Origin of the sequence: Paraflavitalea soli (assembly GCF_003555545.1) — a bacterium.
GTDB lineage: Bacteria > Bacteroidota > Bacteroidia > Chitinophagales > Chitinophagaceae > Paraflavitalea > Paraflavitalea soli.
Map to the genome: position 1 here is coordinate 575209 of NZ_CP032157.1, position 24819 is coordinate 600027.

Annotated in this window: 18 protein-coding genes; 15 read left to right on the plus strand and 3 right to left on the minus strand. The window is 48.0% G+C overall.

The features are described from left to right. Positions 1-112: 112 nt before the first annotated feature. The 4 genes from D3H65_RS02145 (at position 113) to D3H65_RS02160 (ending at position 4256) form a co-directional block, all read left to right on the plus strand. On the plus strand, positions 113-790 hold the full coding sequence (locus D3H65_RS02145) for a GDSL-type esterase/lipase family protein (protein WP_119048679.1): 678 nt from the start codon (positions 113-115) through the stop codon (positions 788-790). Positions 791-898: 108 nt separating this feature from the next. Then, positions 899-2017, plus strand: coding sequence for a TIGR03118 family protein (locus tag D3H65_RS02150; RefSeq protein WP_162915360.1), 1119 nt, complete (start codon positions 899-901; stop codon positions 2015-2017). Between the two features lie 143 nt (positions 2018-2160). Beyond that, positions 2161-2616, plus strand: coding sequence for a hypothetical protein (locus tag D3H65_RS02155; RefSeq protein ID WP_119048681.1), 456 nt, complete (start codon positions 2161-2163; stop codon positions 2614-2616). A gap of 137 nt (positions 2617-2753) precedes the next feature. Beyond that, positions 2754-4256 (plus strand): Gfo/Idh/MocA family protein, encoded by a 1503-nt coding sequence (locus tag D3H65_RS02160; protein ID WP_119048682.1) that lies wholly within the window; start codon positions 2754-2756, stop codon positions 4254-4256. 9 nt (positions 4257-4265) lie between these two features. Here D3H65_RS02160 and D3H65_RS02165 read toward each other — a convergent pair whose 3' ends face one another. Further along, on the minus strand, positions 4266-4517 hold the full coding sequence (locus D3H65_RS02165) for a hypothetical protein (protein WP_119048683.1): 252 nt from the start codon (positions 4515-4517) through the stop codon (positions 4266-4268). A 289-nt stretch (positions 4518-4806) separates the two neighbouring features. Between D3H65_RS02165 and D3H65_RS02170 the strand changes: the two genes are divergently transcribed. Beyond that, positions 4807-5100, plus strand: a complete 294-nt coding sequence (locus D3H65_RS02170; RefSeq protein ID WP_119048684.1) for a DUF6958 family protein — start codon at positions 4807-4809, stop codon at positions 5098-5100. A gap of 27 nt (positions 5101-5127) precedes the next feature. Here D3H65_RS02170 and D3H65_RS02175 read toward each other — a convergent pair whose 3' ends face one another. After that, positions 5128-5376, minus strand: coding sequence for a hypothetical protein (locus D3H65_RS02175; RefSeq protein WP_119048685.1), 249 nt, complete (start codon positions 5374-5376; stop codon positions 5128-5130). A 113-nt stretch (positions 5377-5489) separates the two neighbouring features. Between D3H65_RS02175 and D3H65_RS02180 the strand changes: the two genes are divergently transcribed. From D3H65_RS02180 to D3H65_RS02225, 10 genes are all read left to right on the plus strand, one after another. After that, entirely contained in the window at positions 5490-6467 is a 978-nt protein-coding gene (locus tag D3H65_RS02180; RefSeq protein ID WP_119048686.1) for a 3-keto-disaccharide hydrolase, read from the plus strand. Between the two features lie 162 nt (positions 6468-6629). Continuing rightward, positions 6630-8393 carry a sensor histidine kinase gene (locus tag D3H65_RS02185; RefSeq protein ID WP_119048687.1) on the plus strand — a complete coding sequence of 588 codons (1764 nt, stop codon included), beginning with the start codon at positions 6630-6632 and terminating at the stop codon, positions 8391-8393. Beyond that, positions 8390-9145, plus strand: a complete 756-nt coding sequence (locus tag D3H65_RS02190) for a LytR/AlgR family response regulator transcription factor (RefSeq protein WP_119048688.1) — start codon at positions 8390-8392, stop codon at positions 9143-9145. Before D3H65_RS02185 ends, D3H65_RS02190 begins: the two co-directional genes overlap by 4 nt. 27 nt (positions 9146-9172) lie before the next feature. Then, complete coding sequence (locus D3H65_RS02195; RefSeq protein WP_162915361.1) at positions 9173-10627, plus strand: TlpA family protein disulfide reductase; 1455 nt, start codon at positions 9173-9175, stop codon at positions 10625-10627. A gap of 135 nt (positions 10628-10762) precedes the next feature. After that, on the plus strand, positions 10763-13945 hold the full coding sequence (locus D3H65_RS02200) for a S41 family peptidase (RefSeq protein WP_119048690.1): 3183 nt from the start codon (positions 10763-10765) through the stop codon (positions 13943-13945). Positions 13946-13976: 31 nt separating this feature from the next. Next, complete coding sequence (locus tag D3H65_RS02205) at positions 13977-14528, plus strand: RNA polymerase sigma factor (RefSeq protein WP_119048691.1); 552 nt, start codon at positions 13977-13979, stop codon at positions 14526-14528. 163 nt (positions 14529-14691) lie between these two features. After that, entirely contained in the window at positions 14692-15795 is a 1104-nt protein-coding gene (locus D3H65_RS02210) for a FecR family protein (RefSeq protein WP_119048692.1), read from the plus strand. A 45-nt stretch (positions 15796-15840) separates the two neighbouring features. Further along, entirely contained in the window at positions 15841-19194 is a 3354-nt protein-coding gene (locus D3H65_RS02215) for a SusC/RagA family TonB-linked outer membrane protein (protein ID WP_211345602.1), read from the plus strand. An 11-nt stretch (positions 19195-19205) separates the two neighbouring features. Further along, a complete protein-coding gene (locus D3H65_RS02220) occupies positions 19206-20639 on the plus strand; it encodes a RagB/SusD family nutrient uptake outer membrane protein (protein WP_119048693.1) in 1434 nt (477 codons plus the stop codon). Positions 20640-20666: 27 nt separating this feature from the next. Continuing rightward, the gene (locus tag D3H65_RS02225) at positions 20667-22631 is read left to right on the plus strand and encodes an isoaspartyl peptidase/L-asparaginase (RefSeq protein WP_162915362.1); all 1965 of its coding nucleotides are present in this window, start codon (positions 20667-20669) and stop codon (positions 22629-22631) included. Between the two features lie 121 nt (positions 22632-22752). On the opposite strand, the gene D3H65_RS02230 is transcribed toward D3H65_RS02225, so the two are convergent. Then, on the minus strand, positions 22753-24738 hold the full coding sequence (locus D3H65_RS02230; RefSeq protein WP_119048695.1) for an ABC transporter ATP-binding protein: 1986 nt from the start codon (positions 24736-24738) through the stop codon (positions 22753-22755). Positions 24739-24819 lie beyond the last annotated feature (81 nt).

Genomic DNA, 24819 nt, shown 5'->3' on the forward strand with positions numbered 1-24819 from the left:
GAGGGGTGATTGCGACAGTTTGGATGGGGAAATGAGCCAGTTTTTCCTCAATATGTACTACATAATATCCCGAAATTGACTACTTTGGAGGTTCTAAAACCATGCATGCTATATGAAGATCCTGTTTATCACCACCCTATTAACCTGTTTTGTAAGCCAGTTTTCAAAGGCGCAAACCGATGCCGCCACTGCCAATCCTGATTACCGGCCCGGTGCTTATGCTTTAAAAGCCGCCCAGTTCAGGAGTTATCCCAATTCTGCCAAAGACATTATTTTCCTGGGTAATAGTATAACGGCCGGTACCGACTGGGCTGAGTTGCTGGGGAATCCCAATGCCCGCAACCGCGGTATTTCGGGTGATATTACTTTTGGCATCCTGGCCCGCTTGGATGAAGTGACCGAAGGAAAGCCTGCCAAAGTATTCCTGCTCATCGGCATCAATGATATTCAGCACAATACACCCGATAGCCTCATCATTGCCAATTACAGGAAGATCGTGCAAACGATCAAGTCCGCCTCTCCCCATACAAAGGTCTATGTGCAAACCCTGCTGCCGGTGAACAATACTTTTACCCAATTCAAGAACCATTATAATAAAGATGAGCATATTGCTGCCGTCAATGAAGGGATCAGGAAGATCGCCGCAGAGGAAAAAGTTACGTGCATTGAACTCAACAAAGCCTTCCAGGATGCAGAAGGCAAGCTCGATAAAAAGCTGACCATGGACGGTCTACACCTCAATGCCGAGGGGTATAAGATATGGGCTGGCATTTTGAAACCTTACCTCTAAGTATAAAAAACTGCGTTAGCACACAACCCTTTTTTTCATGGCTGCGTAATGATTGCATACCCCGGAAAACTCCAGGCCGTTTTTCCTCACCTTCAAAATAAGTTCCGTATGCAAAAAATTACCAGACGATTGGGTAGTTCAGGCTATCCATATGCTTTGCTATGTGCAGTACTGATCTTTGTCGCAGGCTGCAAGAAACTTGACGAACTAAAGCAGCTAAAAAACTTTGAGCAGGTAAATCTGGTGGGTAATAACCAGGAGTACAATCCTGCGCACGTTGACCCTACGTTGATCAATGGCTGGGGCATCGCCTTCAGCGCTACAGGCACCCCCTGGGTCAATTCACAGGGCGGGCATGTGAGCGAAGTGTATGACCGGGAAGGCGTGATCGTACGGCCTCCCGTCAATATACCTTCACCGGGCGGCCCTACCGGCGGCAATCCTACAGGCATTGTATTTAATGGGGGAGCGGACTTTGTGTTGTCGAACGGCCAGGCGGCGCGTTTTATCTTTGTAGGGGTAGATGGTATTCTATCTGCCTGGAATGGTGCAGCGGGGAATAATGCATTACTCATTAAAAATGATGCGGCTACCGCTGCTTATACAGGTTTGACGAATGCCCTGATGGATGGAAATAATTACTTGTATGCAGCTGATTTCCGGGCCAATAAAATAGTGGTTTGGGATAAGAATTTTGCCGTTGTGAACATGCCTTTTAAAGACCCTGGCATCCCTTCAGGTTATGCCCCTTTTAACATACAGGCTGTTGGCGAATGGTTATATGTTACCTATGCCAAAGTGGGGCCGCAGGGAAGGTCTGCTGCCGGTCGTGGATTAGGCTTTGTAAGTATTTTCAAAACAAATGGGACACTGGTAAAGCGGTTTGCTTCCAGAGGTGCGCTGAATGCTCCCTGGGGCATAGCCCTGGCATCACCTTCTTTCTTTGATGATATGGATGATGCGGAAGACCAAAAGATGAAAGGCGCCACAGAGGGCAGGAGTGCGATCCTGGTAGGCAATTTCGGCGATGGCTATATCAATGCTTATACCGATGATGGCCAGTTTATCGGAGTGCTGCGTTCAAATGGCAGACCTATCCAGATCGAAGGATTGTGGGCCATTACATTCCCGCCTTCCACTTCCACCATCGATCCCAACAGGCTTTATTTTGCTGCAGGACCGGATGAGGAGATGGGAGGCTTGTTTGGTTATATTAAGAAACAATAGCGCAGAGAATAATACCAGGCCGAAGAGGCTATGTCTTGTTGTTGCTAACACAGGACATAGCCTCTTGTTGTTTGCTTGCCTGGGAAGCAAGTTATATCTTCGCATGGCCATGATATTGACTTACCAATTCAAAAAACACGAAGATGAAATGTACTCATTGGGTATTCGCTATTTGTTTGTTGCTGGCCGGTTATAGTTTGGGTTATGCACAGCAGGCAACGCAACCGGCGCCTTTCAAAATGCGGGAGGGGGTACATAACTTCAGCCTGCAATGGATTGGCTGGGAAAAGCCGGGTAAAGTGCAGATCAGCAAAAAGACCGACAGCACTTATGCTATACAGGGCGAACAAAGGGGCGGGGAGGACGGGACTGATTTTGTGACCATCCACGGAACACTGAAAGTGATCTCTCCGCGTGAACTGTTATTTGAAGGCACTATTCTTACCAAGGTAAAGTACATTTTTGACGGTAAGGTGTGTGACCGTACAGGCACCTATCATTTCCTGGCGAAAGGAACACGCAAATACTGGCGGCTGCAGGAGATGGACAATTGCGCCGGAGCCAGTTCCGCCGTGGATTATGTAGACATATTCTTTTAGCCGGCCTGCACGTTGATAACTGATCTTGCTTATACAAGCCGCCTGTCATTCATGCAGGCGGCTTTTTAATTCGCCTGGTTCCTGATTTTTTCGTATTTTTTATGTCATACCAATTCATTATTTAAACCTTGCCAGGAATGAAAAAGAGATCAATTTCCCGTCGTCAATTTATTGATACTACTGCCAAAGCCTCCCTTGCCTTTACCATTGTACCCCGTCACGTATTGGGCGGCCCCGGATATATTGCGCCCAGTGACAAGCTCAACCTGGCTTATATTGGCTGCGGTACCCAGGGCCTGCGTGAAATGTGCGAGCTGATCACCAATCCTGCCATACAGATCATATCCGTCTGTGATCCCAATAAAATGAGCACAAATTATATTGACTGGTCACCCAATGGCATACGCGATGATATCCGTAAAGTATTGGGTGATGCCAATTGGGGCGCCTCTTACCAGGGTATTCCCGGTGGCCGTGATATTGGCAAAGAACTGGTGGACAGGTACTACAGTAAACAACAAAATAATAGTAATAAGAGCTGTACGTCTTATGCAGACTTCCGGGAGTTGCTGGAAAAGGAAAAGGATATTGATGTGGTGAAGATCATGACCCCCGATCACCTGCATGGTTATATCTCCATAGCAGCTATGAAAAAAGGCAAACAGGTGGTGATCCATAAACCCTTGTCGAACCGCTTGTATGAAGCGAAGCTGGTGATCGATACCGCCCGGCAAACCGGTGTAAGCACACACCTGCTGGCCTGGAGCAAGAAGCCAGGTACAGAGTTGGTAAAACAATGGATCGCTGAAGGGCATATCGGTCAGCTGAAAGAGATCCACAATTGGTCCAACCGCCCGGTATGGCCACAGTGGACATCCAATCCCACCGATACACCACCGGTGCCGGAAGGTTTTGATTGGCCCTTGTGGCTGGGTCCTGTCCCCGACCGGCCTTATCATCCGAATTATACGCACAATGTATTTCGTGGCTGGTACGACTTTGGTGCAGGCAGCATTGCCGATATGGGCCATTATAGTTTATGGCCTTTGTTCCTGACATTAGGTATTAATGCCGCGCCATTTTCGGCAGAAGCATACGGCACTACCACCAGCACCATCGACAACCAGGTATGTCATGGCGTACAAAATGATGTGGCATTTCCTTATTCCAGTATTGTGCGGTTTAAATTTCCCAGGCAGGAATCGTTGCCGCCCTTTGAGCTTTTCTGGTACGATGGAGGCATGCGTCCCCATACGCCTGATGCATTGGGCAATGCCTCGCTGGAGCGGGAAGGGATGCTGTTTGTGGGCGATAAAGGGACCATTGTTGCCGGCTTTCGCTGCGAGAATCCTCGGTTGTTGCCCGATAGTAAAATGGAAGCGGTGATGAAAGGGCAGCCGGTTAAAAAAGAGGTACAGGAGTCTGGCGATCCTTATTGGATCGAAGCATTCAAAAATAAGGTGCAATCGCCCGGCAGCTTTTTATATGCAGGCACTGTAACCGAAACCATTTTGTTGGGCGGTGTAGCCTTGCGGGCAAAAAAAAGGTTGCTGTATGATTCAGCTGCAATGAAGATCACCAATGAGGAGGCCGCCAATAAATATTTTTACCGGGAATACCGGAAGGGGTGGGAGTTATAGGTCCCTTGCTTAGATGAACGATTCATCCTGTACTGCATCCAGGCCTTTCTGGTTGAGTATAGCTGTAAAGCTATCTACTCCTTTTTTGGTATATTGTGAGATAAAGCGCTCCTTGTTGAGTTCAGTAAGGAAACCATCCAATTCGTCTTTCGACAGGTTTAGGTGTTTACCGAGCGCATTAAAGCTGTACCGGGAGGGAGTGCCGGGTGTAGCATCGCCGCTGATAAAAGTTAAAATAGCTATTTTTGATTGATCAGACATGGTAAAATGATTTTCTGTTAAACACTGCCAAAGTGCAAAGATAAGGGATGCGAAAAGATTTCTCACTCCGCTGCGCTTCGTTCGAAATGACACCGTAGGATATTACGTTTCTTCCTTCCTTGTTATTCTACCTTCCTTGTCATTTCAGCCTTTCTTGTCATTTCACCCTTTTTTGTCATTTCGACCGCAGGGAGAAATCTGTTATCGAAGCGAAAGACTAGCAAAGTGAAAGACTAGCGAAGTAAACGACCACCGATTTACAATTGCCGGCACTAAAAAATGCTTGTTTATGAAAGAAAAGATCCAACTGCTCCATCCTCAAGGAAGGAAACTGGCGAGCATCGACAAAGAGAAATACGACGTGATCCGGAAAGCTATCTTACAGGCGTTAAAAAAAGGTCCCTTGCAGCACAAAGCATTACAGGAAGCTGTAGAGGCTGATTTTAAGAAGAACAAGACCAGCTTTGAAGGATCGGTTGGCTGGTATGTGGAATGCGTGAAGCTTGACCTGGAAGCTACCAAAGTGATCGACCGGATCAATGAGAAGCCGCTCCATCAATGGGTACTGAAGGCGCTACGCTAATGTATACCCTGTTTTTTGACAGTGGCCTTATTGGCCCGTTTTAGCTTCGTTCTCTTCCTTATCGACTTTTTCAACCGGCCGGTTTTTCGCTTCAAGTCCTTCTTCATCAATTTCCCGGTCGTCAAGATCATCAGGCACAGCAGCACCGGGATGCACCGGTGTTTCGCTGGCGGTTTGCGACAGGTTATTACTATTTTGGGTAATAAACTCATCCTGGGGCTGGGTTTTAACATCCTTGGGGTCTCTTTTTTGTCCAAATTTGTCGTTGGTATTCATACAATAGGCTTTCCCATTATTGTTACCAAAGCCATGCCACCCGTCCACAATAGAACACCTGTTGAAGTGGTTGCCCGCTGTTTTGTATATTTACCCCCTCATAATGAAAAACTATGCACAAGAACCTTTTTCTTTTTGGTATCAGTTGTATGCTAATGACTGCTCCTGCCAGCTCTAACGCAAATCCATTAGCTACAGGCATGTCTGTATATGTGGCAAATCAGGCCGAACCCAAAGACCTGATCGGACGCTGGGATATCACGATCGACAGGGACGGCAAACCTGCACCTTCCTGGCTGGCTGTAGAGCTCTCCGGCAACCGTACCCTGGTGGGTTATTTTGTAGGTATCAGCGGCAGCGCCCGCCCCGTATCAAAAGTGAATTTTGACAATGGCAAGTTTGGTTTTTCTATTCCTCCACAATGGGAGCGGGGCAACCAGGACCTGGTACTGGAAGGTGAAGTAACTGCTACCGGTATTCAAGGCACCATCGTAACACCCGAAGGAAAAAAATACAACTGGACAGGTGTAAAAGCCCCTTTATTAAAAAGAACAACGGCCCCCGCATGGGGTAAAGCCATCAACCTGTTCAACGGTAAAGACCTTACAGGCTGGAAAGCCCTGGGTCAAAACCAATGGGAAGTAAGAAATGGTATCCTTACCAGCCCAAAGTCAGGCGCCAACTTAATATCAGATCAAACCTTCACCGATTTTAAATTGCATGTAGAGTTCAGGTACCAGAAGGGAAGCAATAGCGGTGTTTACCTGAGGGGAAGGTATGAAGTACAAATAGAAGATAATCCGGCTACGGAACACCCCGATAGTCATTTGTTCAGTGGTGTATATGGATTCCTGGTGCCGAGCGAACTGGCTGCCCTGGGGCCTGATCAGTGGCAGACCTATGATATTACCCTGGTAGGCCGTATGGTGACGGTAGTTGCCAATGGAAAAACGGTGATCAATAACCAGGAGATACCCGGTATTACCGGAGGCGCACTGAACAGCAATGAAGGAGAACCAGGCCCCATCTATATACAGGGCGACCATGGTCCTATTGAATTCAGAAAGATCGTGATCACACCAGTTAAATAACGAATAGATTATAAACAGGAAAAGTTTCACCACAAGGTGAGACTTTTTTTATGCCCAATACTAGCTGCTTGCTACCTGATCCTCGATGGAGCTTGTAGATTGTATACATTTAACCCAGATTTGCACAGATAATATGGAATGTCTGGTTTAATGAAGTATTGAATGCATCATCTAAAAAACAATAGAGGCTGGCTGATGGGGATGCTCCTGTTCCCGCAGGGCATGCTGGGTAGTACCAGCGCCGAAGCGCAAACCAGGTCTGCACCCTTTGGCCACAATTTCCTTTTTGAGCTGTACACCATCACCAGCAGGGCCATGGTCACTGAGCCCGTCTATACCCTCATTCCTGATACGGCTGTATACCGCATTTATGATAAGTTAGAGGAAGGTGCAGAACGCGGTGTGGTGAAGAACAGATCTAAGAGCCCACTGCTATTGGGCGTAAAGTTAAACCCCTCACTAACCCGGTTCAGCGGCAATAATGTGCAGTCCGTTACCAAAGAATACCCCAGCTACCGGATTGCCGATAGTTCTGAAGCCATCCTGATTGCAATGGGCATTACAATAGACAACAAGGACCAGTACCGGTATCACGTCGTGGAGAATGACAGTGTGGAGCTGGTACCCTGGAGCCCGGTTGCAAAGCTGGAGCAACAATTTGGCGCCCGGCAACCCTATGCCTTCCTGGGCAGGTTCAAAGCGCCAGGGAAAACGATCCTCGTAGAAGTAGTGCATGTGAAGGATTATCGTATTCGCGATGGCGTGTTGTTCGATTGGCGTACCAACCTGCAACCGGTACTGGCACAGATCACACTGGGCATGCGCCGCGATTATTTCAACCTGGCCTATCTGCAACGCAACCGGCATTATGCCACCCGGTTTGATCCGCAAACAGGTGTACCGCTGGACTTTGCTTTCCCGGTGGATAGTGTGGAGCAGATCATCCTCCAATTGGAAAGACGTGAATCGGTGGCCTACGCTGTGTACCTGCTCAAAGAAATAGCGGGAAGAAGAGACACCGTTTTCCTGGGCATGGTGAACCAGGCCGGACAATTTGCACTGGATAAAGGCATGTATACCCCGGCTGGTCGTTATGAGGTCAGGATAGAGTCACAATCGAGGATGCCGGTATGGGATGAAGCCAGCATGATCAAAATACCTTTTGAGGTATTGCCTTCACCGGAAGCAAAGACCCTTGCATGGCGACAAATAGTACCCTGGTTACTGGGTGCCCTGGTGCTGGTCTTATTGCTCTTCGCTGCTTACCGGCAGTACAGCAGGCGGCTGGTGCGCAGGGCGGCACAGCAGCGTAGTATGATACAGCTGCAGTTGAAAAGCATCCGGTCCCAACTGAATCCGCACTTTATGTTCAATGCATTGGGCTCCATTCAAAACCTGATGAATAAAAACAACCAGCTGCTGGCCAACCTTTACCTGGCAAAGTTTGCCGGCCTTACCCGCAAGGTGCTTAATACCAGTGAACAGGAATTGATCAGCCTGGAAGAGGAGTTGAAAATAGCCGATGATTACCTGCAAATGGAGCAGCTGCGTTTTGGCTTTCAGTACGAGTTGCAGGTGGCAGCGAATATAAACCAGGCCAATACCGGGATACCTTCTATGTTGTTGCAGCCTTTTATAGAAAATGCCGTGAAGCATGGGTTGGCTGCTTTAAAAGACCAGGGTAAGATCATCGTGTCTGTACAACAGAAGGGCCATGACCTGGTTTTTGTAGTGCAGGACAATGGAGCAGGCTTTAGGATTGACGAAGTGGCTGGAAAGGAATCGTCCTGGGGGCTGAAACTGAGCCAGGAAAGGGTAGACCTCATTAACCGGGTGTATAAAGACCAGCCTGCATCTTTACAGTTCTTTTCTGAACCCGGCAATACCACCGTTACACTTACTTTAACCAATTGGAGTAGACCATGAAGATCAGTGCTGTGATCATAGAAGATGAACCCAATAACCTGGAGAACCTGCAGGCTATACTGACCAACTGGTGCCCGGCTGTACAAGTAGTAGGTACTGCCGCCACCGTAGCGGAGGCGATAGCCGTGATCAACACCCAACAGCCGCAACTGCTATTCCTCGATATTCAATTGGAGGATCGCTCGGGTTTTGAGGTATTGAAGGGGCTGGATCATTTGGACTTTGAAGTGGTATTCGTTACTGCGTATGATCAGTATGGCATCCAGGCCATCAAGTTTTCGGCATTGGATTACCTGTTAAAGCCCATTGATATCCGCGAACTGCAACAGGCAGTAGAAAAGGCGCGGGAAAAGATAATGGCAAAGCAGCACAATGGTAACCTGGAGAACCTGCTCAATTTTGTACGCCGCTCCGGTATAGATATGCCGCGGATAGCGTTGCCCACGTTGCAGGAAACCCGCTATGTAAAAGTGAATGAGATACTGCGTTGCGAAGCATCGAACAATTATACCAATTTCCATTTGCGCAGCGGTGAGACCATCCTGGTGTGTAAGACCTTAAAAGAATTTGCAGAATTGCTGAAGCCGTATGATTTTCACCGCACTCATCAATCGCACCTGGTAAACCTGCCATATGTAAAAAGCCTGCTGCGCGAGGATGGTGGCGTCTTGCTCATGGAAGATGGCGCCAAAGTGCCTGTGTCCAGGCAAAACATGGAATCCATTAAGCAGGCCCTCAACCGCCATTCGTAATCCTTTTTATTGATCAATTCTTTTTGTATGAAGTACATGTCATTATTAGTAATGGCGGGCATGGCTATGTCCACCAGTTTAGCTCAATCACCCATTCCTAAGCCGGTAACCATTACGGTCAGCATGGCACATATCACCGATAGTACCCCCACCGTGTTTACCTTTCATTTCGTTAATCCTTTCTATAAGGAATCGCCGCAGGTGCAGCTGGATGCAAATGGCAGGCTGCTGGTGCGGGGTGAAATGATCTTCACACAAAACATGACAGTCCGGTACAATGAGGTATTCATCAACCTGTATGTATCGCCCGGAGATTCTGTACACCTGTCTATCGATGCGGCGTTGCTCGCTGATAAACATTTCGGCTGGCTCAGTATCAGCGGAGATCATGCTCAACTGAGTGAACAGCTTAATAAAAGCCATCAATACATCATGGGCCTGCCTTATAAAAAATACGACCTGCATGTGCCGGCGCCGGATATGCTGGCTGCGTTCAGGGCCGACTATGCCGAAAAGATGGCTACATTTAATACCTATGCGGCGGTCCATCAATTACATCCCGTGGTCATTGATTTTATACAACGCGATTACCTCTATGGTCTTTCCAACTGGATCACCGATTATGTAATGGATAGCCTGCCGGAAGCTGAGCGCAAGGCGCGGATAAATATCTTCAGGGATTCCATCTTTGAGCTGCACGAGCCTGCTAATTTTAAGTCCATGATGTTTTCCTATCACCTGGGCTGGTATGCCAAATGGATCGCTGAAAGCAATGGGGCTGTGCGTACCGCCCTGCGGGAAGAACGGTGGAAGGACGCCATCGAAGCCGCGGCCGCCTCCTTGCTGCAGGAGCCGGCCGGTATTAATAGGGATTATATGTTTTTTTCCTTCCTGTCAGGCATTGTTGCTAAATCACCCACCCTGCTGGAGGAATTACCTGCAATACGCCACTATTTTACAGCGCCCCTTTATTATGATTATTTCACCCGGAGTGTGAAAAGAAATGCTTCCCTTAGCTTTTCTCCATTGGCTGTATCGGGCTTGCATAAGTTAACGGCCAGCGGCCAGGTGCAACGCATCCCTCCCACAGATGTATTACAATTTCTTGGGAAACGTTATCGCGGCAAGGTCATCTACCTCGATGTATATGCCACCTGGTGTGGCCCCTGTAGAAAAGAAATGACTTATACGCCCGCTTTGCACCAGGCGTATAAAAAGCAGCAGGTGGAGTTTGTCAATCTCTGTGCACAGGATGAAATGCCCGATTGGAAAAAGCTGATCAAAGAAAAGAACCTGCCAGGCGAACATTACTTTTTGGATGCGGATGCCAGCAAATTGTTCCTGGGCAATTACCGTATAACGGGATTCCCCACTTATTGGCTCATTGATAAAAAAGGTAAGATCGTAACGAAGCTGGCGCCCCGGCCATCAGATAGCGGTAAGCTGCATCAGCAATTGGATGTATTGCTTGCCGGGCAATAGAGGGGTTATCGCCATTTACTTTTCAACGGCTCATCAATCGGGCTATTGGGTTGGGTGTTGTCCGTCGCTATCCCAATTATTTGATCTATCTCAAAAAAAACTTGCTAATTTCCGCGCTGTTTTATCGCCCTACACATGAAAAAGATATCTCTTCTGTTCCTGTTCTTTTTGATTGCAAGGTCATTGCCGGCACAGCAAAACCCGCAATGGCTGCGGTATCCCGCCATTTCCCCGGATGGCAGCACCATCGTATTCACTTATCACGGGGATATCTATAAAGTGGGCGCTGCTGGTGGCGAAGCAGTACCCCTGGTGATCCATGGCGCATATGACTTCATGCCGGTATGGAGCCATGATGGCCGCTACATTGCTTTTGCCAGCGACCGGTATGGCAACTTTGATGTGTTCATTGTGCCCGTCAGTGGGGGAGCAGCCCGGCGGCTTACCTGGTATTCTGGTGATGAATTTCCCTACGACTTTACCGCTAAAGATGAGGCCGTATTGTTCGGTACCGTGCGAATGGATGCGCCTGCCAACCGGCAATTTCCTTCCGATGCCTTGCAGGAATTGTACAAAGTGCCGGTGGAAGGCGGCAGGACCAGGCAGGTATTGACCACCACGGCCGAAGATGCTAAAGTGAGCAAAGATGGCCGTTACATTATTTACCATGACCGGAAAGGCCGCGAAAATCCCTGGCGCAAGCACCAGCTATCTTCTGTAACGCGCGATATATGGATCTATGATTCCGTTACGCAATCGCACAGCTTACTGAGTTCATTTGCCGGGGAGGATAGAAGCCCTGTGTTTTCGGCCAACAACAAAGACATTTATTACCTTAGCGAAAGGAGTGGAAGTTTTAATATTTACCAACAATCTTTATCCGATACCAATTCAGCCAAAGCCCTGACCAACTTTAAGCAGCACCCTGTTCGTTTTCTAAGCATTGCCAACAACAATACTATTTGCTTTGGCTATGATGGCCAGGTATACCTGCAACAAAAAAATGAGGGGCCTAAAAAACTACCCATTACCATCATCACCGGGCAAAAGGAAAATGATGAAAAGAAAGTACCCGTAACAGCCGTGCAGGAAATGGCCGTGGCGCCATCCGGCAAGGAAGTGGCATTCGTTTTCCGGGGCGACATCTTTGTAAGCAGTGTAGAAGGCAATAATATTAAGCGGATCACCACTACGCCGGAACAGGAAACCAGTGTGAGTTTTTCACCCGATGGCAGGAAGCTATTGTACGCCAGTGAGCGTAATCATGGCTGGAAGATATACCAGGCTGAACTGGTGCGCCCGCAAGAGGCTTTGTTTGCTGCCTCCAGTCAGGTGCAGGAATCAGCGTTGATTGCCAATAGCCGGGAGAACTATCAACCTGCCTGGTCGCCCGATGGAAAGGAAGTGGCTTATATAGAAGACAGAACCACGCTGAAGATATTTAACCTGGCCACACGGAAAACGCGCACCTTGTTGACGGGTGACCAGTTGGTGAGCCGGCGCGACCATGACCAGTATTTCGAATGGAGTCCTGATGGCAAATGGTTGCTGGTGCAGTTTACAGAGCAGGGTAGCGGCAATGAGGAGGTGGGTATCGTCAATGCCGATGGCAATGGGAAACTGATCAATTTAACCCAAAGCGGTTACAGCGATCTGCATCCTGCCTGGATGATGGGTGGAAAACTGATCACCTGGTACAGCGACCGCCAGGGCCTGCACAGTTATGCCAATAGCAGCACGCGGCAACAGGATGTATATGCTATGTTCATGAATGCCCGCGACTGGGAAAATTTCAGGGAAGAACAACCGGGCATAGCGGATACAGCTAAACATAACAGTATCAAAAAGGCTGCAGCCGGAAGCCTGATTGATTGGCAGCCTGTACGAGATAGGAAAGAACGGCTCACCACACAGGCTTCCTTGTTAATGGATGCCCTGGTGAGTAAAGACGGCAGTTTTTTATATTACCTGAGTAAGACTGAAAAGAATTATGACCTGTGGCGCACCAACCTGCGTACGCGGGAAACCAATATTGTGTTGCGGCTGAATGTGCGCGATGGCAGTATGAAATGGGACCGGGAGCAAAAGTATATTTTCCTGCTGGCCGACGGAAAGATAATAAAGATCGATCCGGTCAATGCCAAACAAGAAGGGATCAATACCAGTACCGAAGTAATGATCGACCTGGCCAAAGAAAGACAAAGCATGTTTGACCATGTATGGCGCAGAACCGCCGAAACTTTTTATACCGCAGGTATGCATGGAGCTCCCTGGAAAGAACTCAAAGAACCTTACGAACGATACTTGTCAGGGATCGACAATAATTATGATTTTGCTGAAATGCTCAATGAGCTGTTGGGCGAATTGAATGTCAGTCATACAGGCGCTTCTTATAACAATAACCGGAAAGATGGAACTGTTACCGCTTCCCTTGGGGTGTTCTATGATCAGGCCTGGCAGGGTGATGGCGTGCGGATCGCAGAAGTGATTACTGCTGGTCCACTGGACCTGGAGAGCCTGGATATTAAAGCGGGCGATATCATCGAAGCCATCGATGGCGAACGCATCAGTAAAGACAAAGATATGGCCCAATACCTCGAAGGAAAAAGCAGTAAGCATATCCTGCTGCGCATCAACGATGGAAAGGGGGTACGTGAACTATTGGTAAAACCTGTAACACCTGCCGAAGAAGCAGACCTGTTGTACAGACGTTGGGTAAAGCGCAACCAGGAGGAAGTAGCGCGGCTGAGTAACGGTACAATAGGATATGTGCACCTGTACCGGATGAATGATGCCGCTTACCGGAATGTATATGAAGAGGCCATGGGTAAACTGGCTGCCTGCAAAGCCATCATTGTGGATACAAGGTTTAACCGGGGTGGTGACCTGGCGCCTGAACTGGCCATGTTCCTGAGTGGGATCAAGGTGCGCGAAAATGCCAATGACCATTTTGTGATAGGGAAGGAGCCTTCATTCCGTTGGACTAAACCTTCCATTGTATTAGCCAACGAAGCGAATTATAGTGATGGGCATTGTTTTGTGTACGATTACCAGGTCCTCCATATGGGTAAACTGGTGGGTATGCCTATCCCGGGCAGTTGTACCTGGATGACTGGGCAGGCCCTGCAGGATAATTCCCTCAGTTACAGTGTGCCTACCCTGGGGGTTAAAACATTGGCAGGCAGGTGGCTGGAAAATTACCAAACCGAGCCCGATATCCGGGTAATGAATGAATATGGAATAGTGGGCAAGGGCCGTGACCAGCAACTGGAAAGGGCGGTGGAAGAATTAATGAACGATCTGAAAAAGAACAGGTAGCGTGTACCTTCATAAATAAAGATGGTCCTACATGAACGAGGATGAACAGAATATACAGTATTGGGAGCAAATGAGGAGGGGCGATAAGCAGGCGCTTTTCGAGCTGTACAACAATACCTATTTCCACCTCGTGCGCTTTGGATTAAAGATAACCGCCAATGATGAATTGGTAAAAGATTGCGTGACCCAGCTTTTCTTTCAGCTATGGGACAAGCACGCCAGGCTGAATGCAGTGACCCATGTGCGGGCTTACCTGTTTACCTCCCTGCGCAGGATGTTGCTGGACAAGCTGGACTATCATTCCAAAACAGATGCGGCCATCAGCCGGTTATCCGCCAAAGAAGAACAGGAAGAACTGTCTTATGAAGAGATCATTGTGCGCGTGCAGCACGATGAAGAGTTGCGGCAGAAATTGTACAAGGCCATGGAGCAACTCACACCCAAACAAAAGGAATTGATCCGGCTGATGTTCTTCGAAGGGCTTAATTATGAACAGGTAGCTAACCAAACCTCCTTAAGTATTAAAACAGCCTATAATACGATCTACAATGCCATCCAGGTGCTGCGGAAAGTTTTAAAGTAAACTTTCAGCCAGTTAAAAATCATACTTTCTCTCTCTCGCCCAACTCCTTACTACCTTTGTGATCCTAAAATGTTTCCCGCCCTTCATAGTTAAATAAAAAAAATATTAAAAATACCCGGGAAATAATGAGCAAACCGCCCTCTGTATAATAAAGGGCAGGCTCATGAACCTACAAAACTATAGCGTAGAGGACTTCATCTGTGATGAATCGTTCCAGCATTATTGCCTGGGAGATGATCCGGAAGCCGTACAAAGCTGGACCACCTGGATCAGCAACAATCCCCATAAGCAGCCTGAGGTAGAGGAAGCGAAGCGGATGATCTCCATCCTCAATGCCAACCAGGGCCATCTTCCTGCACAATTGGATCAACTGAAAGATGGCATCAATCGTTTTGACCTGCTGAAACAGGCCTTGCAACAAGAACCGCCCCCGGCACCCCCAAAGCCTGTTGTTACCCGCTTCAAATATGCCATGGGCGTGGCAGCTTCCCTTTTGCTGCTGGCAGTGGCCGGTTACTTCCTGTTCAGGCCATCTACAACCGCGATACCTGCTAACCCGGAAGCTATTGCCAGCCATCAGCCCACTGTGCTTAGTTCAGGCAAAGAACCGCGCAAAACTGTCGTATTGCCGGATGGATCAGTGGTCACATTACGCAGTAACAGCAGTATTACCCTGGCCCACAATTTTGAGCAGGGCAACCGCGAGTTGAGCCTTTCCGGTGAAGCATTCTTTGATGTCACCCATCGGGAGAACCATCCTTTTATTGTACATACCAACGAAGTCAATATAGAAGTGCTGGGTACTGCTTTTAATGTGAGTGCTTATCCTTCCAACCCCCATACGGAAACTTCCTTGTTCAGGGGTAGGGTGGCGGTGTCGGTGAAAGATCATCCCGATCAAAAGGTGATCCTTACGCCCAGTATGAAACTCATCTATATGAGCGCCGTAGCAGCCAAAACACCCGCCGCCACAGAAAATCCTTTCCGGATCGTGCCCATGTCCGTAGACCCGGTAAACCACAAAGCGCAGGAGATCGCTTGGATCCGCAACAGGCTTAAAATAGAAGATGAACCGCTGTCGGCCATCGCTACGAAATTGCAACAATGGTATGGCATTGAGATCAGCTTTGCTGACTCAACTGTAAAAACCTTTCGATATTCCGGAACCTTTGAAAGCGAGACCGTGGTGAAAGCCCTGGAAGCGCTGCAACTATCTTATCCTTTTAATTTTCAGGTAGACAAAGAAAAAATAATCATCAGCAAATAAAAGGAAACGAACCAAGTATTGCTCATTGTTAAACCAACTAACGTTATGAAGACTGCTCATCGCTTCGCAGGAAGGCTCCTGCTCATCCCCGGCAGGCAACTGTTATTCTTTATGAAACTCACGACCATCTTACTGGTGTGCGTGGGTATGCAGGCACAGGCAAAGACCTTTGCACAGGAAAAGATCAATCTCCAGTTACGGAAAAGCACCATTAAGCACTTGCTCAATGAAGTGGAGAAACAAACCCTCTACAGGTTTGTATACCACACCGGCACCTTACCCGATGATAAAAGAATTGATATCACGGCCCGCGGCGCCAGCCTGGACCAGGTGCTGGCACAGGCCTTTACGGGTCTTCCACTGAATTATACCGTGAAGGAAGATAACCTGGTGGTGATCTTCTCTACCGAAAAGAAACCCGTACCCGATAAAACCATTAAGGGTAAAGTAACCGGCCCCGACAATGCACCCTTAGCGGGTGTTTCTGTATTGGTATCCGGCACCTCTATTGGCACACTCAGCAATGGGGTAGGTGAATATTCCATCCAGGTGCCCGATGATGCCAAAACCCTGGAATTTTCCCTGGTAGGCTTTCTTGAACAGAAAATAGCGATCAATGGGCAGCAAACGATCAACGTAACCTTGAAGTTATCTACGGTGAGCCTTAATGAAGTGGTGGTTACCGGTTATACGAATTATACCCGCAATAAATCAGCTTCTGCAGCTACTACCGTTGGTGGCGATAAGATCAATGACGTGCCCGTTGCAACTTTTGAACAGGCATTGCAGGGCCGTGTACCGGGCTTATCTGTGTCGGCTATGTCAGGCCAGCCAGGAACCAGCGCCAATGTAGTGTTGCGTGGTGTAGGGTCCATTGGCGGTACCAGTTCTGCTTTGTATGTGATGGATGGTGTGCCCATTGAAGCCGGTTATTTTCAATCACTCAATCCCGGCGATATAGAATCTGTTACTGTGTTGAAAGACGCTTCTGCCAAAGCCATCTATGGCTCCCGTGGTTCCAATGGCGTGATCGTGATCACCACCAAAAAGGGGAAAGCCGGTAAACTGGCCGTAGAATACCGCTCACAATACGGTGTATCTACCCTTACCTCTACCAAATTCAGGATGATGAACTCGGCCGAACGCAAGGAGTTTGAAGAAGGCATTGGTATGGAAACAGGCGCCGAAGCAGGCCCTTTCTGGGACTATTCAAAACTAAACCCTGCCTATGCATCCAAAACCCCGGCTGAAAAAGCTAAGGCCGATCGTATTGTAGACAGCTTGTTGGGTGTGAATACCGACTGGCGCGATCTCTTTATGCGCGATGGACATTTTATGGAACAACAAATAAGTGCCAGTGGCGGTAACCAGAATATCCGGTTCTATACTTCGTTGAATTATTTTGACCAACAGGGCCTGGTAAGGGTATCTGGTTTGAAAAGGTATACGCTAAAGAATAACCTGGATTTTAGTTATGGAAAATTGACCGCCAATGTGAACCTCAATATCGGGTATTCCAAATCCACCTATATACAAAATGAGAACGGCACTGGCGGTAATAACCCTTTATCGGCAGTTTATTATGCATTGCCTTATGAATATCCCTATGCGCCCAACGGTAAACTCGTTACCTGGGAAGACAGAGCCGCTTATCCTATTCTGGACCTGCGGGAAGGAAGTGACTCCTATGAACGGATGCTCAATACTTCCAGTAAAAAGGACCAGTTGAAAACGATCCTGGGTTTGTCGCTCAGTTATAACCTGATGAAAGGGCTCACCGCGAAGACAAGGCTGGGCATTGACTACCGCGACCAAACGAATGAAGATTGGATCAACCCCGACTCTTATGCAGGTAGAAAGCTTTCTGCCAATGGAAGGTTGGGCAGTTTCGGTGAAGGTGTGGTGCGGCACCTTTCCCTGGTGTCTACTTCAGGTCTCACTTATAATAACATCTTCGCGGATGATCATGATCTGGAAGTCTCTGGCTTGTTTGAATACCTGAGTAATAAGGACCGCTCATTTGGTTATACAGGTTATGGCATTGATGGAAGGTTGCCTAATACTCCCGCCGGTGTAGGTAATCCAGGTACTTATGTGCCGGCGCTGAGTGGATCGCGTACCCAAAATGCTATGTCTTCTTTCATAGGACTATTGCGTTATACTTATCAGAATAAGTACACCCTGAATGCCAGTTACCGGTACGATGGATCTTCCACGCTGCCTGAGCAAAACCGCTGGCATGGATTCTATTCTTTGGGCGCCAGTTGGGAAGTGAAGAAAGAGCGCTTCCTGGATGATGTAGATTTCATCTCCAACTTGCGTCTCAGGGCAAGCTATGGTACCACGGCCAGTCCTTTTACCAGCAATTTTGGCTACCTGCCTGCTTATGGCGGTTCCACTTATGGGGGTAATGCGGGTATTATACCTACGCAGCCTGGCAATCCGAATTATGATTGGGAATATGCCAAAGAACTGAACATCGGTTTTGACCTTAGCCTGCTTAACAACCGTATTCGTCTTACCACGGAGTTCTATAACAGGATTACCAGCAACCTCTTTATCAACCAGGACCTGCCACTTACTTCGGGCTCTTCCAATTTGGATATCAACTCCGGTAAAATGCGGAACCGCGGTGTGGAAATAGACCTGCAAGGCGATGTAGTTAGAACCAGGGAGCTTCAATGGACTGTAGGTGCCAATATGGCCTATAATAAAAATGTGGTGTTGGACCTGGGCGGTGTGGAAGAATTTGAATACCAGTACACCGGTATTATTCGGGTGGGCCTCCCTTTTGGGGCGCACTATGCTCCCAAATGGGCGGGGGTGAATCCGGCTAATGGCGATCCCCAATATTATACAGCAGATGGACAGATCACCACGGATTATAATGCGGCCACGATGAGCGTAGCGGAATTTGGAACCTATGTACCCGTTATTACAGGTGGTTTCAATACTTCCCTGACCTGGAAAGCTTTTTATGTAAATGCCTTGTTTTCCTTCACCGCAAAAGTAAACCGGTACAACAACGAGGATTATTTTAATGAGAATCCCAGCTTTATCACCAGTAACCAGTCTACCCGCCTTTTGTACGATCGTTGGAAAAAGCCAGGTGATAATGCCATCCTTCCCCGCATAGATGCTCCCCGTAATTTTACTTCGAGAGATATACAGGATGCTTCCTATGTGCGTTTGAGGAATGTGAACATTGGTTACAACGTGCCGCAGTCGGTGATCAGCAAATTGAAAGTGATCAGTGGTATACAGATCAATCTGCAGGCACAGAACCTGGTGACCTGGACGAAGTGGAGGGGATTTGACCCGGAAAATGGTAATGAATACGCCCGCTTCAGCTATCCGGCGCCAAGAACATACGTAGTAGGCTTAAACGTTAACTTTTAATTCCCACCAACATGACTATTACAAACACTTTTCATAAACATATTGTACTGGCTGCTACCGTCCTTTCCCTGTCTGTTATTGCCTGCAATAAGCAGATAGACCTGAAGCCGACAGACACTATTGACCCGACAAAGGCTTTCAGAAATATACCCGATGTCAACAAAGGGTTGTTAGGAGCGTATGCTGGTTTAAATCAATTCAGTAGTATTTTTTATACTTCCCGTATTACCGATGAAGTAATGTTACCTTCTGAAAACAGTACAGGGGGCGGCGTGGCTACCCACCGCTGGCAATATGATGGTTCTTTTCAGCATGATGCCTGGGGCGATAATTATTTCGTAATTGACCGTGCCAACAGGGTATTGTCAGTGATTGATAATATTGTTGCCAAACCCGGCGAAGAACAATTGAAGATCCAATACAAGGGAGAGTTATTGGCCTTGCGGGCCTATTGTCACTTTGAGCTCATCCGCAATTTTGCATCAGGGTACATAGCTGACTCCCTGGGTGTTCCATATATGGAAAAATCGGAGATCAGTATGCCGGCGCGTTTGACTTTCGCCGCTACCATGACTAAAATAAACAAAGACCTTACGGATGCGAAAGCATTAATACCTGCTTCTTTTAATGACAATACCAGGATCACCAAAGCTGCTATTTCCGCCATACAGGCCAGGGCTGCTTTGTATGAAAAGAACTGGGACAATGCCATCACTTATGCTACCGAAGCGATCAATGCCGTGCCGTTGGCCTCCCGCACCGATTTTCCTAAAATATGGAAAGATAAAACGACCAACGAAGTATTGTGGAAGCTGAAAAGAGCGACCGGTGATAAACAAACACCTATTGGCGATGCTTATACACAAGCAACCTTCCTGGACAATCCCGGAGGATCACGTTTGTATTATGCTGCTGCCTATAAACTGACCAATCTGTTTGACCAGGCCAATGATATCCGTTTCTCCTCCTATATTAAAATAGACCCGGCCAGGCAGACCGCCGGTAAAACACCCAATGCGGTCGTTAAATACCTGAGTGATGAGCCGGCTACCCGCAACCTGGTGGATATTAAGTTGTACCGTACCGGTGAAATGTACCTGATCAGGGCAGAAGCCTATGCAGAAAAGAATAACCTGCCCGCTGCCAAAAAAGACCTTAATGACCTGCGCGCCCAAAGGATCAGTGGCTATGTAGACCAGGACTTTGCTACTAAAGAATTGCTGATAGCTGCGGTTGATACAGAAAGATTCAAAGAACTGGCATTTGAAGGCCATCGTCATTTTGACCTAAGGCGTCATAAACTGCCCATCAGCCGTAACCCCGAAGATGCTGTGAACGCACTCGGTGCTGTATTGCTGACGCCCAATGATGCACAATACATCTGGCCCATCCCCAACAGGGAACTGCGGGTAAATAAGAACCTGAAACAAAACCCGCATTATTAATCCGTATAACCTGATAACTGGATGTCAATGACAAGATCAATTTTAGTGACCGCTGCCTGTACCCTTTGTTTGCACATGTCCCATGCACAGGTAAAGACCACTGCCGGCCCTTCCCTCGGCCTCACCGGTGATGCCAAAGATGTAACAACTGCTACGAAAGGCGGTGTAGCATTGATCGGCGGCGGTGGTAATGTGGAGGGCGCATTCAAATGGATGATCGAGCGCAGTGGCGGCGGCGATGTCGTCGTGATCCGTGCTTCAGGTGATTACCTGTACAATGATGATATTGCCAAACTGGGCAAGGTCAACTCCATAGAAACCTTGTTGATCAATTCGAGAGAAGTGGCCAATAGCGATAAAGTGGCGCAAACGATCCGCAATGCCGAGATGCTTTTCATCACCGGTGGCGATCAATCCAATTACATGCGTTTCTGGAGAGGTACCAAAACCTCCGAAGCGATCAATTACCTGCTCAATAAGAAGAAAGTACCGGTGGGCGGTACCAGCGCAGGCTGTGCCGTACTCAGTGGTTTCTATTATAGCGGAGAAATAGGCAGCGCCACCGCGGCAGTAGCCATGGACCCCTACGATGAGCAGGTGAAACTCTACAACAATGATTTTCTGCAACCTCCTTTTCTCAAAAATGTGATCACCGACCAGCATTATGTAGCCCGCAACCGGCAGGGAAGGCATATGACCTTTTTGAGCCGCATCATTACCGACTGGAAGACTTTCCCCCAGGGAATTGCCCCGGACGAAAGAACGGCCGTATGTATTGATGAGCAGGGCAATGCTACCGTGATCGGTGAAGGCAAGGCTTATTTCTTACTCACCAGTAAAGCTGCTGCACCGGAAGTTTGCGTAGCTGAAAAACCATTGCAATGGGTAGCCGGCAAAAAAGCAGTGAAAGTATACGAGATACAGGGTACAGCCAATGGCAATGGTTATTTTTCTGTCGCTGATTTTGACGCCGCTAAAGCAAAGGGTGGCAAATGGTACTGGTGGTGGATGGAGAACGGTAAATGGCAACAAAGTCCCGAAGACAAATATGTGCTGGTAATACATGGCGGTGCAGGCACCATTTTGCAAAGTACCATGACACCGGAAAAAGAGAAGGCTTACCGCAGCGCCCTGCGCCAGGCGTTGGAAGCCGGTTATGCCAAACTGAAAGCGGGTGCTCCCAGTCTCGATGCAGTGGAAGCTGCTGTGCGGGTGCTGGAAGACAATCCGCTGTTCAATGCAGGAAAGGGGGCCGTGTTTACCCATGATGGCAGGAACGAACTGGACGCGGCCATTATGAATGGCAATACCTTAGCGGCCGGTTCTGTAGCGGGCGTAAGAACCATACGCAATCCGATAACAGCTGCCAGGGCCGTGATGGAAAAATCGGAGCATGTGATGATGGTTGGTCCAGGTGCTGAGCAGTTTGCAAAAGAAGTAGGGATTGAACTGGTTGATCCTGGTTACTTCCGTACAGAAGAAAGGTGGAAGGGATTGCAGGATGCTTTGAAAGAGGATTCCCTCAAAGCAAAGCTCGACCATAGCTCAGCCCCGAAGAAAGGTACCATCAATATAGATTATAAGTTTGGTACCGTGGGTTGTGTGGCCCTGGACAATAATGGAATGCTGGCTGCGGGTACATCTACAGGTGGCATGACCAATAAAAAGTATGGCCGGGTAGGGGATGCGCCCATTATTGGAGCTGGTACCTATGCCAACAGCACAGTAGGTATATCCTGTACAGGATGGGGTGAGTTTTATATCCGCACTGTTGTAGCGCATGAGCTGAGCGCCCTGATGGAATACAAAGGTCTGTCCGTTCAGAATGCCGGAAAAACGGTGATTGAAAAAGTAGGCAAGCTGGGTGGCGATGGCGGCCTCATAGCCCTGGACAAGAACGGTAATATCGCCATGCCCTTCAATACCGAAGGCATGTACCGGGGCGCGATTACCCAAGACGGAAAAATGGAGATATCTATTTATAAGGAATGATGGTTTAGGTTCTTTTCACTACGTAGCATGTTCCACATTCTGGTACCTATTGGACAAAATGGCTTTTAACCATTTTGTCCTTTTTTGTTTAGTAAGGGTAATAATTTGGTGTATTGCATTGCTATTCGCCTATATCCTCTTCATCTTCTTCGTCTTCCTCCAATGCAGCATCGCCTTCCTCATATTCGTCCTCTCCTGCAATGGCAAAGTCGGCAAACCAACCTCCTTTGGCAATAAGTGTTGCAGGTGTTCCCGCTTCGGCTACCTGTCCCGCATCCAGCACAATCACATGGTCTGCATCCCTGACCATCGAATACCGGTGGGCGATAATGATGACAGTATTTTCTTTCCTGATCTCGTCTATGGTGTTTTTAACTTCTGCTTCGGTGGCATAATCGAGGTTGGCCGTTGCTTCGTCCATCACCAGTATGCCGGGCCTGGATACGATGACGCGGGCTATCTGCACCCGCTGGCGCTCTCCAACCGACAGGCCAAAGCCGCTCTCACCTACCAGCGTCTTCAGTCCATCGGGTAAGCGTTGTAAGGTAGTTTGCATACCGGCAGCAATAGCAGCGGTTTCCACTTCTGTATCGGTGGCTTCCGGTTTTTTGTAGCGTATATTATCCGCCAGGGTACCCCGGAAGATGGCGCCATCAGCAGCCACCATACCGATATTTCTTCTGACCGATGCGGCATCCAGGGCAGATAGCTTTTGCCCATCGATCAGTATTTCCCCGCTTTGCGGTTCAAATAGTTTTAACAACAGGTCCACGGTAGTCGTTTTTCCTGCACCCGATGTACCTACAATAGCGGTTACTTTACCGGGTGCTGCCACAAAGGACAGGTCTTTCAACACCTCTCTTTCGGGTGTATAACCAAAATGCACGTTCTTAAATTCAACGTTCCCTTTATGCAATAGCAATTCCGCTCCTGGCTTTTCTTCAATATTGGTATCCAGCAAGGTGAATGCCCTGGCCACCGAGGCTATATTCTGCTGCACTTCCGCCCAGATGCTGGCCAGGTTGTCAATAGGGGTGTACAACATATCCAGGTAAGCCACAAACATCACCACATCGCCCGGGGTCAGTTTATGGTGCAAAGCGAGATAACCGCCATAGGTGAGCACCATGGCAGTTGCAATATGCGTCAGCAATACCTGCCAGAAAGTATATTTGTTGGACAACAGTGACCGTTTGGTATAATCACCATAGGCGCTGGTAGCCTGCTTATCCAGCCTGTTCACTTCTCGTTCTTCCGCGCCGGAAAGTTTTACCGTTTTTATTCCACTCAGCGCATCCTGCATTTCTGCTGATACCTCCTCCCATTTTTCATAATAGCCGGCCAGGCTCATTTCGAGTTTCTTAGTAGATATAACTGTAATGATGAGGTAGAACGGAACGATTGATAAGGCCAGTAAAGCAAGAACATAGTTTTGCCAGAACATGATGGCGAGTATACCGGCAAGGCTGATGATCTCCGGAAAGATGTTCTTGGTAAAAACAGTCACCGTGCCTGAGATCTCTTCCGACTGATCGATCTGCTTATGTAATACAGCACTGGAACGTTTGGCAAAAAAGGCCAGGGGCAATTTCAATACATGGCTGAATGTGCGCTGAATAAAACGCCTTTCTATGGTGGCCGAAAGCTTTATGTTCATATTTTCTCCTATCCACCAAAAAATAAGGCCGAGCACATTGATCGTGAAAAGCAATATTATCGCCCATAGCAGGGTATTGAATGCTTCATGAGAGGTACGGGGTGCTACATGCGTTTTCGTATGCGGCTCTTTCACCCTTTTGTGGTGCAGAGCCTTCTTTCCGCTGGCTTCAGTTGCCTTATGACCCTTATTCCTGAAGAAACTGGCCGCTGGTTCTTCTTCCGTTTCCCGCTCAAGTCCCATTTCTGTTTTTACTTCATTGCGTGCTTTTTGCACAAACAGACCGGCAATATCATTGACCGCCTCCCTGTAGATAAGCGGCTCCAGCAAAGTGATGGCCGTACTTACCAGGCTGATGACGAAAACCGCCAGCAGCCTGGTTTTGTATGGCTGTACCAGGCGATAAATACTTAGCCATACATTGGTCTTGGAGTTATTTGAAGCAGTCATAACTGGCTGAACATAGATTGGTAATGTACCCTGAAATTATATAATTATTTATAATATCTCATGCCATACCCAATTGCCCGG